A 12,237-nucleotide genomic window follows, 5' to 3' on the forward strand; every position below is an offset into this window, starting at 1 on the left:
CAAACCTGCCGTGAAAATTCTCACGCCCTGACCAAGGGTTGGACGAAGTCTTCGATCAGCGAGCGTAGACCCTAGTGTTACGTCTTCCTCTCCCAGAGAGCTGAGGCGCTCGCTCATCCCGTGTACGGAGAGGGATCGAGAAGGAGCGCGTCCTGAAGAAGGCTGGGACGCTTCGGGAACAGGGTGGGCTGGAGTGAGGTTCCCTCGGTTTTCGTCTGCCAAAGGACGGATTTCATGCTACCACCCTTTCCTGACGCTGCTCGCTGATCCAGTTCTCCAGGAACTGAACGGGCGACTGGTAGCCGAGGGTCGAATGCTGGCGCTTCCGGTTGTCAAAAACCTCGATGTATTCAAAGGCGGCAGCCTTGATCTCGGCAGGCGTCGCGTCGTGAACACCCTGCAGCCGCTCGTTCTTGAAGCGGTTGAACCCGCTCTCCGTCGGCGCATTGTCCCAGCAGTTTCCTTTCCGGCTCATCGGGCAGGTCATGCCGTACGCCTTGAGCTTGTCCTGAAAGGCATGGCTGGCATACTGACTTCCCCGGTCGGAGGGGTGCAGCAGCCCTGGCACCGGACGCTTCCTGAACCCCGCCATGGTCAGCGCATCGGTCACCCGGTCTGCCGTCATGCGCGGCTTCAGCGACCAGCCAACGACTTCACGTCGGTGATGTCCGACGTCCAGACCGGATTGGGTGCCGTCGGCGTGAAGTTTCTGGCCAGCAGGTTGTCCGCCACCGGCAAGCCAGGCTTCGAGTCCGTCGTGACCGGGTCGCGCCGCTTGGGGCGGGCACGAATGTCGTTGTCGCGCATCCGCCGTTCAACCCGTTCCTTGCGCACCGAAAATCCCCGCGCACGCAGTTCGCGCACCCTGCGCGGGCTACCGTAGGCGCTTTTATGTTCGGCATGGATCGCGCAAATCAGGGCCCGCATCTGGGTATCGGTCAATTGCTTGCGATCCGGCGCGCCGCCACGTTGCCAGGCGCGATAGCCGATGACGCTGACCTCAAGCACGGCACCCCTTTCGGCCAGGGAAAACGACTCGGTCTGTGCGGCAATCCAGGCGGACTTCACCGAGCATCCTTCGCGAAGTACGCCGCCGCTTTGTTGATGATTTCAAGCTCCCGCTTGCGCCGGAGAGGCTCGGCGCGCAGCCTCGAAAGCGCCCTCTCTTCCGGGGTCACGACCCGGCCACCGACGCCGCTGAGCCGGCCTTCCACCGCCGCCTTGACCCAGTGTGCCTTGAACTCGGCCGTGTCGGCCTGCTTCGGTCTCTTCATTTCCTGCCTTCCAATAATGACTCCTCAATTTTAGGTCACCCTGGGCAGACGAAATTTCGGGGGAAGCTCACCCTGACAGGTGAGTCCAATCTGTGCTTGGGCGGCTGGTTGATTGGCTGTCACCGCCTGCCGATGTTCCACCCTGCGGTGTGGTCGGCGAGGTGACGATCGACGGTCAGGACTCGGCCCGATAGGGGTCCGGATATCCCAGCGCAGCCAGTACCCGGCGCTCCTGGTTTTCCATTTCACGGGCTTCCTTCTTGCCCGCTTCATGGTCGTAGCCCTGAAGATGCAGCACGCCATGGACGATCAGATGGGCGCAATGAGCTTCGAGCGACTTGCCCTGGGTGTTGGCCTCGAATGTGACGACCGGCGCACAGAGCACGAGATCACCGCAGAGCGAGGGTTGCTGCTGATAGGGAAAGGACAGGACGTTGGTCGCGTAGTCTTTGGAGCGGTAGGTACGGTTCAGGCTGCGGCCTTCGTCGGCGTCGACAAAGCGTACGGTGATCTGTCCGCCACTGCCAAAAGGGGCTGCTGCGGCGCGTGCCCAGCTTCGAACCTGCGATTTCCTGGGGAGGTCCGGCCAGTCGCCGGCGTACTGTACGCTGACTTGCAGCCGCCGCTCACGCTTCGCCATGCCCGGTCGGCGTGGCTGCATGGGCTTCCAGCGCAGCGGTGTGCGCTTCGTAGGCCGAGACGATGCGCGCCACCAGCGGATGGCGGACGACGTCTTCCTTGAGGAACTCGGTGAAGGCGATGCCGCGGACTTCCTTGAGGATCTGGCGGGCCTCGATCAGGCCGCTCTTCTGGCCTCGCTGCAGGTCGATCTGGGTAACGTCGCCGGTGACTACTGCCTTGGCGCCGATGCCGATGCGTGTCAGGAACATCTTCATCTGTTCGGGCGTCGTGTTCTGCGCCTCGTCGAGAATGATGAAGGCGTGGTTCAGGGTGCGGCCGCGCATATAGGCCAGCGGTGCAATCTCGATCGCACCGCGTTCGAACAGCTTGCCGACACGCTCGAAGCCCATCAGATCGTAGAGCGCGTCGTAAAGCGGTCGCAAATAGGGATCGACTTTCTGTGCGAGATCGCCCGGCAGAAAGCCGAGGCGCTCGCCGGCTTCGACTGCCGGACGGGTGAGCACGATGCGCTGCACCAGTTCGCGTTCGAAGGCGTCGACCGCCGAGGCGACGGCAAGATAGGTTTTGCCGGTACCGGCCGGGCCGATACCGAAGGTAATGTCGTGTTCCTGGATGTGCTTCAGGTATTCGATCTGGCGTGGCGTGCGGCCGTGCAGCTCGGTCTTGCGGGTCAATAGCGCCGGCGCCAGACCGCCGCCCGACGCGATGTGGCGTACCGGTCGGTTGAGCAGTTCGATCAAACCGAGCTGGATGTCGTCGACCGACAAGCTGTCCTTGGCCTGTGCGTAGAACTGCTGCAGCGCCTCGGAAGCGCGCGCCCGCTGTCCGGCTTCGCCGCGCAGCGTAAAACGCTCGCCACGGCGGGCGATCGAGACGTCGAGGGCGGTCTCGATCTGGCGCAGATTCTCGTCGAGGGCGCCGCACAGATTAGCCAGTTGCTTGTTGTTGACCGGCGACAGCAGCAGTTCGGTGGCCCGACTTTTCAGCGACGGGGAGTGCGCAACAGGGCGTTCGGAAGTATGAGTGTTCATGCGCTTGTACCGACGATCTCGCCGCGCAGCGAATGCGGCAGGGCGGAAGTGATGCGAACATTCAGAAAACGATCGAGAAGTGGCGTGCTGTCGCCAACCTTGCCGGCAAAATTGACCACCCGGTTGTTGTCGGTTCGCCCAGCGAATTCCCGGTGATTTTTCTTCGACATGCCTTCGACCAGCACCCGCTGGACGCTGCCGACCATCGCTGCCGAAACCGCCTGCGCCAGTTCGTCGATGCGCTTCTGCAGGCGCAGCAGACGTTCAAGCTTGAGCGATGGCGGCGTATCGTCGGCAAGCTCGGCCGCCGGCGTCCCTGGGCGCGCGCTGTAGAGGAAAGAGAACGAAGCGTCAAAGCCGACCTCATCGATCAGTTTCATCGTCTTTTCGAAATCATCGGCGGTTTCGCCCGGAAAACCGACGATGAAGTCCGAAGACAGCGAGAGATCAGGACGCGCAGCGCGCAGCTTGCGCACCAGGCTCTTGTATTCGAGCGCCGTATAGCCGCGCTTCATCGCCGCCAGAACCCGGTCGGATCCCGATTGCACCGGCAGATGCAGGTGCGAGACGAGCTTTGGCACCCGTGCATAGGCGTCGATCAGCCGTGCCGACATCTCGCGGGGATGCGAGGTGGTGTAGCGAATGCGCTCGATGCCCGGAATTTCGGCGATGTATTCGATCAGCAGGGCGAGGTCGGCCGCATCATCGTCAGCGAGTGCCTGCCCGCTGCCCAACATGGTGCCGCGATAGGCGTTGACATTCTGCCCGAGCAGGGTCACTTCCTGAACGCCCTGCGCGGCCAGCCCGGCGACTTCGGTCAGGACATCGTCGAAAGGCCGTGACACCTCTTCGCCGCGCGTGTAAGGAACGATGCAGAAAGAACAGAACTTGCTGCAGCCTTCCATGATCGAGACAAAAGCGGCAGCGCCCTCGACCCGTGCCGGCGGCAGATGGTCGAACTTCTCGATTTCCGGGAAAGAGATATCGACCTGTGACTTGCCCAGGCGACGCCGGTCGGCAATCAACTGCGGCAGCCGATGCAGGGTCTGCGGTCCGAAAACCACATCCACATAAGGTGCGCGGGCGACGATCGCCGCACCTTCCTGGCTCGCCACGCAGCCGCCGACACCAATCACCAGATCGGGATTGGCGAGTTTCAGCGGACGTACCCGGCCGAGGTCATGAAAAACACGCTCCTGCGCCTTCTCGCGTATCGAGCAGGTGTTGAAGAGGATGATGTCCGCATCGTCGGGTGTATCGGTGTGGACGATGTCTTCGGATGCAGCGAGCACGTCGGCCATCTTGTCCGAATCGTACTCGTTCATCTGGCACCCGAAGGTGCGGATGAAGAGTTTTTTGGCCATGTCTACTATGCTTGTTTTATGGTTTGCGTTAATGCGAAAACCGCGTCAGCGACTCACGGATCTCCCCTCTCCACGCACGGCAGAGGAGAGGGGGAAACGGTCATGACCGGGATGATCCGGGGTATCTGGAAAAGTCATGACCGTTAGCGTGGTCGCGATACCGAGGCTTCGCTCGGCGTCAGCATCCAGACGCGATAGATCGCGCCGGAAGCGTCGGTCAGATAGACGATTTCGACGGGCTCCTGAATCTGTATCGGCAGGACCAGCAGGTTTTGCCGATTACGAAACTGCGCCGTCGGGGCGAGTGGCCATTGCTGGCCATTGATGGTCAGGAAACCGTCTCCGGTTGGTGGCTGCAAAACCCCCTGCCTGGCCTCTTCAGGCAGTGTACGCGCCATGGCCATCGGTTCATGCAGCACCTGCGTGTCAGGAGAGGGCGTCAGTGCGGCTTCGACGATCGAGCTGAGAATGCTGTACAGGAGTGTGGTGGGGAGATCCATCGGCGCATTATAGACAAGCTGGCGCCCGGCTGTCAGCCCATCTTGAGCACAGCCAACCCTGACGCATGACTAACGAAGCCCTGCCGTACAAGCCCTTCAGACCACGATCCGCGTATTCGGGTTGCAAATGTGGAAACGGTCATGGCGGTTTCGTGAGTCGCATTCATGACTCTCACCTCCTGACCTTCAGCGTTGCAGATACGACAGCACCTTTGGCAGCACCACGTTGTTGCCGAAGCCATCCTCGCCGTAGCCAACCCTGGCCAGGGCATCCACATCGGCCAAAACGCGCTTGTCGCCGATGAAGGTGACGGTCAGGTCGGTGCGGATGTCGAGTTGTCCCGTGGCCTGCAGGCGTGCAATCTCGGCGACGGTGTTTTCGAGGACACTGCCCGCACGGCGACCGATCTCGTCGGAGAACTCAAGCGGCTGACGGTAGAGAATCACTTTGCCCTCGCCGGACAGCCGATGCACGATGGCCAGCACGGCGGCAGCGATCGCCGAGGGTTCCAGTGCGCTGTCCTGGTCGGAAAGGACGCGGGCGATTTCCGTCGCCAGCCAGCGCCGCTTGCGCGCATTGATGGTTTCGTTGGCGCGGAAGAGGTCGAGCGGCGAGCCGGCGTCAAACAATTTGCCGTCCAGATCCATCTGCACCTCGCTGCCGTAATGCGCGACGATGCGTGCCACCAGATTCGATGGCCGCACGTGGAAGCCTCGGTAGCTGGGCACCGGAACCTCCAGTCGCCCTGGCTCGGCGTAGCGGCGCAGGATGTTCTGGCTGAGGCGCTGGCCGCCGTCCAGAAAATCGCTCGAGAAAGCCATGGCGTAGGCGAACAGGGTGGCCATGATGGTGTCGGTATCGACCACCGGCCATTCGCGCAGCAGACCGTCGCCGGTCTGCGGGCTGACGTGCCGCTCGTAGTAGTGGGCCAGATCAGTGGCGATCTTGAGCAGATGATAAATGACGCTGGCGTGACCACGCAGGATCGACAGATCTGGATCCAAGCTCTCGACCCAGGTTCTGGAAACGTGGGTATCGTAGAGTGACTGCAGATTGTGGAAACGGAAGCTGAGCTGGCGCAGACGTTCCTCGCTGACCGGATCCGGGAAGCAGTGCGCATAGTCCTGCGGCGGCACACGGGCCGAAGTGCGCAACAGCTCGCTTGCCGCCGCCAGATTGAGGAACTCCGTTGCCAGGAAGGTAACGGTGGTGCTCGCGTCGGTAGTGATGCGGTCGTCGCGGTTGCGGGCCAGGCGACCAGACAGCAACGGTTCGGCAAAATCCTCTGGCATCGGGGCGATGTCGGCAATCTCGACGCCGAGCAAGCGCGCTTCCTCCAGCAGACCGGCGGCCACCGCGCTGACGACGCCACCCACCAGGCACAGGCGTTCGCCAGTCGCAGCGTGGAAATCGGCGTCCACTGCCAGCAGGCGGTAGGTCGGCAGGCGACGCTGCACATGCGCGAGTGTCCGGCCGATGCGCGCGAAGTTGCGCAGCGCCGCAACGAGGGCCCGCAAGCGGCTCCAACGGCGGTTCTGGGAAGCACCGTACTCGTCGAGCAACTCTTCCACCTGGCTCGATTCGAGCAGCAGCCGACCACTCAGCAGCCGCGTCAGGGCAAGCTCGCCGACGCCCCTGGCAGTCAGGCCGCGGGCGAGTTCGAGCAGTGGCCGGCCGCGTGCGCGGATCAGCTCGCAAAACTGCGGGTCGTCGATCAGCCGCTCTCCCGTCTCCGCGGCGAAGAAGTCGCAACCGCTTGTATCGTTCATGATCTACTTGCCCTCTGCTGGCGCGAAAGTCCGCGGGAATGGTCGGCATTTTCCAGGTTTCGCGCCAATGGGGCGATCGCTCAATCCTCAAGCTGATTAGGAAAACGAACTACTAGTGACCGCAAAACGGGGCCACGCCGTTGGCCCCCATAAGTGCCTGCCTTTGGTAGCTCGTGCGAACGATGCCGGTGGTGGCATCGAACAGCACGTCGAAGCGTGCGAGCTGATTCCAGGCATCGCAAAACTGCCACTCCCAGACCAGTTCGTCGCGTTCCTTGAAATAGGCGGTCCACTGTGGAGCGGGTGGACCAATCAGGCGTAGGACCGATTCCTGGTCGCTTTTTCCAGGCTCGATGCGAGCAAAATGCTCCATGTCGAGCACCGCTTCAATCTGCTGCAGCCGCCCATCCGGAGCAATGAAGACCATGAACGTCTGGGTTCCTGCTGGCCCGCGCGGATAGGCCAGTTGCTCGCTGCCGTCAGCATTTTTCCAGCGGAGTGCGGGTGTCCCCATGGTTGCCACGACTTCCGGCAAGGTCGTCACGCCGGGCTGCAGACCCCAGCCACGATAACCAGCACAAGCCGACAGCAGGGATACGCCCAGCACGGCCAACAGGTATTGCCACCTCGACCATTCAGTATTCATCTCGACCATGGACCATTGCCATTATGCTTAATCAGTACCAGCCGGCTCAGACCGGATCGGTGAGGCCTTCGAACAGTTTCTGTAATTCACCCTCTTCATACATTTCGCGCATGATGTCGCAGCCACCGATGAACTCGCCGCGTACGTAAAGCTGCGGAATCGTTGGCCAGTTGGCATATTCCTTGATACCGTTGCGAATCTCTGCATTTTCCAGCACATTCACGCTGAGAAAGCCGGACACTCCACAGGCTTTCAGAATCTGTACGGTAACCGCAGAAAAACCACACTGCGGAAATTGCGGAGTCCCCTTCATATAGAGAACCACCGGGTTATTCGTGACCTGCTCTTTGATCAGTTGCTGCACATCCATCATCAAACCTCGCCATTTCTATAGTTGATAAAAATCATAGGAATTAGTGTACCGATTGGCCACCCCATCGTCAATGCAGACAACCACCGCTGACTCGTTCGATCTTCGACAGATCCAGCCAGGAAGCCACATTGGAGAACCCTGCACTGCACAACAAATCGCGCACTCTGGCGGCCTGATTGTAACCGTGTTCGATCAACAACCAGCCATCCGGCAGTAGATGTCCGGCTGCACCGACGACGATTGCGCGAATGCAGGCCAGACCGTCGCCACCATCAACCCCGTCGCTGAGTGCCATCGGCGGCTCAAAGGGGAGACCGTTCTGCTGCAGATGCGGATCCGCATACTCAACATAAGGTGGGTTGGCAACGATCAGGTCGAAACGCGTTCCACCGAGAGGGGTGTACCAGTCACCCGCAAGGAAGCTGACCTCGACGGCATGCCGCGCGGCATTGATGCGGGCCACTTCGAGTGCCGCCGGAGACAAGTCGACCGCGCTGACAATGGCCGCCGGGTACAGGGACTTGAGGGTTACCGCCAGGACCCCGCACCCCGTACCGAGGTCTACGATCCGGGGCGCTTTTAATGGCTGCAATCGTTCAATCGCCAGTTCGACCAGCAGTTCCGTTTCCGGGCGTGGAATCAGGACCGCCGGGGTGACCTGAAAATCGAGCGAGTAAAATTCTGCCGAATTCACCAGATACGCCAGCGGTTCCCCGTCAGAACGACGCTTGACGAGTGCCCCAAGTCGCGCCCATTGATCAGTCGACAACGCTTGCGTCGGGCGTACCAACAGATCGACATGCGTACAACCCGTGACGTGCTGGACGAGCAAACGCGCGTCCAGCCGATCAATACTCAGGCTGGCCACGCGCCAGGCCTCGCCGATGCTCGTCACCAGTGGCTGCGACATTCAGCGCAGGCCCATTGACGCAGACCATTGCAGAAGGCACGGCATCAGCGTCAGAACGATCGCTTCACGCGCTCTCGGCGAGCATTGCCAGCTGATCAGCCTGATACTCGGCGGTCAGCGCAGCGATCAGGTCATCGAGATCGCCGTCCATCACAGCCTCCAGTTTGTACAACGTCAGGTTGATGCGGTGGTCGGTGACTCTCCCCTGTGGGAAATTATAGGTTCGAATTCGCTCCGAGCGATCACCACTGCCAATCAAATTCCTGCGCGCCGATGCGATGTTCGCCTGTTGCTCGCGCTCCTGCATGTCCCTGATACGTGCCACCAGCACTGACAAGGCCTGTGCCTTGTTCTTGTGTTGCGAGCGATCATCCTGACATTCCACGACAATACCCGTCGGCAGGTGAGTAATGCGTACGGCCGAATCGGTCTTGTTGATGTGCTGCCCACCTGCCCCGGAAGCTCGATAGGTGTCAATGCGAATTTCGGTTGGGTTGATCTGCACCTCCTCCAGTGCGTCGGCCTCGGGCATGACCGCCACCGTACAGGCGGACGTATGGATACGGCCTTGCGTCTCGGTATCCGGAACACGCTGCACACGATGAGCACCCGACTCGAACTTGAGTCTGGAGTAGACACCATGACCGATGATACGCGCAATGACTTCCCTGTACCCGCCGAGGTCCGAAACGCTTGCAGAAACGACCTCCACTTGCCAGCCCCGACGCTCGGCGTAGCGTGTGTACATGCGGAACAGATTGCCTGCAAACAGCGCCGATTCGTCACCGCCTGTGCCGGCGCGAATTTCAAGAAAGACATTGCGATCGTCCTTGGCATCCTTCGGCAGCAATAGTTTTTGCAGTTCTGCTTCGATCTCCGGCAGGCGTTCCCTGGCACCTGCCACTTCGGCCTCAGCCAACTCCCGCATCTCTGGATCAGCCAGCATATCGAGCCCCGCACACAAATCGGCTCGGATCTGTCGCCAGGCATGGTAAAGGGAAACTACCGGACCCAGTTCGGCATGCTCGCGCGATAGCTTGCGGTACTCGTCCATGTCGCGTGTTGCCTCGCCGCTGGCCAGCATGCGGTCGAGCTCGTCAAGACGACCGGCCAGATGCTCAAGTTTGTCGCAAATGCTTTGGTTCATGGGCAATGGGTTCAGACAGCGGTTCAGGCAAAAAGGCCGTGAAGAATTTTCCAGGAGTAGGTTGGCGCCCGCGAAAGATCCACTATTCGCCGAGGTGGGACTCCACATGCAGGTGAAAAAGCCTGGCTGCCAGAGACGGCAAGTCATCCCGGTCTCCAGCGGCATGGCTCAGCGCCTGTGTTGGTGCGTGCAGGAACTTGTTGGTCAGGCGCAGAGAAAATTGCTCGAGCACACGCGCCGGGTCGTCCCCTCTGGCCAACAATTTGAGTGCATGCTCCATTTCGTGCCGACGCGATCGTTCAGCCGCGTCGCGCAGCGCACGAATGACCGGCACTGTACCACGCGTTGCCAACCAGCGTAGGAATCCATCGACACGCTCGGCGATGATCGCCTCCGCGTCAACGACGGCTGCCTGACGCGACTCGAGTCCGGATGCAACCAACTGGGCAAGATCATCAACCGTATACAGGAAAACATCGTCCATCTCGCCCACCTCGATCTCGATATCGCGCGGGACTGCGAGATCGACCATGAACATCGGGCGGTGACGACGCGTCTTGATGGCACGCTCGACCATGCCCAGACCAATGATCGGCAGCGGACTGGCCGTACAGGAGATGATGATATCGAACTGTGACAATCGCTCGCCAAGCTCTTCGAGCCTGATCGCCGTTCCGCCAAAACGATCCGCAAGCGATTGGCCGCGCTCAACCGTCCGGTTGGCAATAAGCACCTGTTTCGGCCGTTGTACCGCGAAATGTCTGGCACACAGCTCGATCATCTCGCCGGCTCCAATCAACAGGAGCTTCTGGTCGGCGATCCGCTCGAAGATGCGCTCGGCCAGGCGCACTGCGGCGGCAGCCATGGAAACGACGTTGACACCGATTGCCGTGGTCGAGCGCACCTCCTTGGCGACGGCAAACGAATGCTGGAAAAGTTTGTGCAAGGTTGTACCGAGGGTGCCAGCTTCCTCGGCCACACGTACTGCCTCCTTCATCTGGCCAAGAATCTGTGGTTCACCCAGAACCATCGAATCGAGCCCACTAGCCACCCTGAAAGCGTGGCGAACGGCATCACGTTCGGGATAGGTGTAGAGGTATGGCTCGATTTCGTGGCGGGCCAGGCGATGATAGTCAGCCAGCCACTGGCTTGCCGCCTCTGGCGCATCGGTGGCGAAGTAAACCTCGGTACGGTTGCAGGTGGAAAGAATCGCTGCCTCTTGAACCGATTTTCCGCGTGTCAGGTCGGTCAATGCCTGGTGCACCCTTTCCGCGTGAAAGGCCACCTGCTCACGAACCGACAAAGGAGCTGTGTGGTGGTTGATACCAAGCGTAAACAGCGGCATTCTTGGCGGATGGCAGGCAGAAAAAGGCAGGATTGGACAGGGATTATATCATTGACAGCGCATGCCCCCGCGCGCCATGTGCATTCAGAGCACATCCTGCACCGGCTTGCCGATGAAATACCCTTGTGCGTAGTCCACACCAAAACCACGCAACATGTTCAACGCGCGTTCTTCTTCAACGAACTCGGCGACAGTCTGACAGTCTTCTTGCCAAATCCTCGTGCTACCTCGGTCAGTGCCCGGACAAAGACCTGATCATCTGGACTGTCGACCAGCGTGCGCACAAACGGATCCGTCAATCTTCACGTAATCAACAGGTAACTGATTAATATCATTGAATGATGAAAATCCGACACCAAAATCGTCGAGCGAAAACGAACAACCCAGTTCACGCACAGCCTGCATGAACGCGCGGGCAGCGGAAAAATCCGACACGGCAGCCGTTTCGGTGATTTCAAAGACGACATGGCTGGACAGCATCGGGTTGCGAGCAAGCTCGTCGCCATTCATATCGACTTCCGTGAAATCCCTGCTCACCCGGTCATCGGTATACCCAAAGAAATCGTTATCGGTGGTGTTCACCAGCGTCAGAGAAGCAAAGCCGTGCAACTGGAAATCTCCGCCCAGCAGGTTCAGTGCACGCACCGGTACAGCCCACAGCAAGCACACGCCAATCAGCGCCATGCAAGAACATGGCCCTAGCGAATCTTGAGTACACGCACATTCGGCTTAACCTCACCCACTTTGACGTAACCAATCGCCCCCGCTCTGGAGAGCATTTCCTACGTTGAAGCGACCTGCTCGGGGTATCGTCCCTGCCCGGAAAATACCTGCCGGTCCCAGGCCATTCGCAATTGCTGAGGAAAAACCTGCAACACGGTCTTGCTGAAGGTAGCATGCTCGGGCGCGTCATCCCTGAGAACGAATACCCTGATCAGGGTATCGGCTGGCCAGTTCTGCAAGCGCATGCCAAAGATGGCGCGCAGGGAGGCCCTCGGGATGGTCTCTTCGCTGGTTGCCGGATAGGCGATCGCGACCATCACCGGATCAGCCGTCTGGGCATGCGCCACGGCGGCAAGCAGCCCGTTTATCAGCAGGCAGAACAATAGTAAGTATTCGGTGAACCCGTAGTCGGAGGCGGCGGCCGATAGTCGGCGACTGAGCAGATGGCGGAGGGCTGGACACAGAAGCCGAGTTTGGGTAGACTTCGACGTATGGGCTCTGGATCGGACATC

At 60.3% G+C, this 12,237-nt stretch carries 11 protein-coding genes and 2 pseudogenes; all 13 read right to left on the reverse strand.

Annotation, left to right across the window (positions count from 1 at the left end):
• Window positions 1–232: 232 nt before the first annotated feature.
• Window positions 233–1,274 (reverse strand): annotated as a pseudogene (locus V5B39_RS05410) (IS3 family transposase).
• A gap of 175 nt (window positions 1,275–1,449) precedes the next feature.
• Window positions 1,450–1,914 (reverse strand): rRNA maturation RNase YbeY, encoded by a 465-nt coding sequence (gene ybeY, locus V5B39_RS05415; protein WP_332341900.1) that lies wholly within the window; start codon window positions 1,912–1,914, stop codon window positions 1,450–1,452.
• Window positions 1,901–2,947 (reverse strand): PhoH family protein, encoded by a 1,047-nt coding sequence (locus V5B39_RS05420; RefSeq protein ID WP_434735652.1) that lies wholly within the window; start codon window positions 2,945–2,947, stop codon window positions 1,901–1,903. Before V5B39_RS05420 ends, ybeY begins: the two co-directional genes overlap by 14 nt.
• Window positions 2,944–4,311 carry a tRNA (N6-isopentenyl adenosine(37)-C2)-methylthiotransferase MiaB gene (gene miaB / locus V5B39_RS05425; RefSeq protein ID WP_332341901.1) on the reverse strand — a complete coding sequence of 456 codons (1,368 nt, stop codon included), beginning with the start codon at window positions 4,309–4,311 and terminating at the stop codon, window positions 2,944–2,946. Before miaB ends, V5B39_RS05420 begins: the two co-directional genes overlap by 4 nt.
• Before the next feature lie 143 nt (window positions 4,312–4,454).
• On the reverse strand, window positions 4,455–4,811 hold the full coding sequence (locus tag V5B39_RS05430) for a hypothetical protein (RefSeq protein WP_332341902.1): 357 nt from the start codon (window positions 4,809–4,811) through the stop codon (window positions 4,455–4,457).
• A gap of 186 nt (window positions 4,812–4,997) precedes the next feature.
• Window positions 4,998–6,581 carry an HPr family phosphocarrier protein gene (locus V5B39_RS05435; RefSeq protein WP_332341903.1) on the reverse strand — a complete coding sequence of 528 codons (1,584 nt, stop codon included), beginning with the start codon at window positions 6,579–6,581 and terminating at the stop codon, window positions 4,998–5,000.
• Window positions 6,582–6,693: 112 nt separating this feature from the next.
• Entirely contained in the window at window positions 6,694–7,236 is a 543-nt protein-coding gene (locus V5B39_RS05440; protein ID WP_332341904.1) for a hypothetical protein, read from the reverse strand.
• Between the two features lie 37 nt (window positions 7,237–7,273).
• Window positions 7,274–7,597, reverse strand: coding sequence for a Grx4 family monothiol glutaredoxin (gene grxD / locus V5B39_RS05445; RefSeq protein ID WP_332341913.1), 324 nt, complete (start codon window positions 7,595–7,597; stop codon window positions 7,274–7,276).
• A gap of 70 nt (window positions 7,598–7,667) precedes the next feature.
• Entirely contained in the window at window positions 7,668–8,510 is an 843-nt protein-coding gene (prmC, locus tag V5B39_RS05450; protein ID WP_332341905.1) for a peptide chain release factor N(5)-glutamine methyltransferase, read from the reverse strand.
• A gap of 64 nt (window positions 8,511–8,574) precedes the next feature.
• Window positions 8,575–9,657: a peptide chain release factor 1 gene (prfA, locus tag V5B39_RS05455; protein ID WP_332341906.1), complete on the reverse strand. Its 1,083-nt coding sequence runs from the start codon at window positions 9,655–9,657 to the stop codon at window positions 8,575–8,577.
• Between the two features lie 82 nt (window positions 9,658–9,739).
• The gene (gene hemA, locus V5B39_RS05460; RefSeq protein WP_332341907.1) at window positions 9,740–11,002 is read right to left on the reverse strand and encodes a glutamyl-tRNA reductase; all 1,263 of its coding nucleotides are present in this window, start codon (window positions 11,000–11,002) and stop codon (window positions 9,740–9,742) included.
• An 84-nt stretch (window positions 11,003–11,086) separates the two neighbouring features.
• Window positions 11,087–11,686: pseudogene (locus tag V5B39_RS05465) on the reverse strand (EAL domain-containing protein).
• 98 nt (window positions 11,687–11,784) lie between these two features.
• Window positions 11,785–12,237, reverse strand: a 453-nt coding sequence (locus tag V5B39_RS05470) for a hypothetical protein (protein WP_332341908.1), incomplete at its 5' end; no start/stop codon positions are given.

The sequence above is a fragment of the Accumulibacter sp. genome, assembly GCF_036625275.1.
In the GTDB taxonomy this organism is placed as follows: Bacteria; Pseudomonadota; Gammaproteobacteria; order Burkholderiales; family Rhodocyclaceae; genus Accumulibacter.

What these genes read in the sequence shown, in the direction of transcription:
- ybeY (WP_332341900.1), bottom strand. Translation starts at nt 1,914, where the DNA reads ATGGCGAAGCGTGAGCGGCGGCTGCAAGTCAGCGTACAGTACGCCGGC.
- V5B39_RS05420 (WP_434735652.1), bottom strand. Translation starts at nt 2,947, where the DNA reads ATGAACACTCATACTTCCGAACGCCCTGTTGCGCACTCCCCGTCGCTG.
- miaB (WP_332341901.1), bottom strand. Translation starts at nt 4,311, where the DNA reads ATGGCCAAAAAACTCTTCATCCGCACCTTCGGGTGCCAGATGAACGAG.
- V5B39_RS05430 (WP_332341902.1), bottom strand. Translation starts at nt 4,811, where the DNA reads ATGGATCTCCCCACCACACTCCTGTACAGCATTCTCAGCTCGATCGTC.
- V5B39_RS05435 (WP_332341903.1), bottom strand. Translation starts at nt 6,581, where the DNA reads ATGAACGATACAAGCGGTTGCGACTTCTTCGCCGCGGAGACGGGAGAG.
- V5B39_RS05440 (WP_332341904.1), bottom strand. Translation starts at nt 7,236, where the DNA reads ATGGTCGAGATGAATACTGAATGGTCGAGGTGGCAATACCTGTTGGCC.
- grxD (WP_332341913.1), bottom strand. Translation starts at nt 7,597, where the DNA reads ATGGATGTGCAGCAACTGATCAAAGAGCAGGTCACGAATAACCCGGTG.
- prmC (WP_332341905.1), bottom strand. Translation starts at nt 8,510, where the DNA reads ATGTCGCAGCCACTGGTGACGAGCATCGGCGAGGCCTGGCGCGTGGCC.
- prfA (WP_332341906.1), bottom strand. Translation starts at nt 9,657, where the DNA reads ATGAACCAAAGCATTTGCGACAAACTTGAGCATCTGGCCGGTCGTCTT.
- hemA (WP_332341907.1), bottom strand. Translation starts at nt 11,002, where the DNA reads ATGCCGCTGTTTACGCTTGGTATCAACCACCACACAGCTCCTTTGTCG.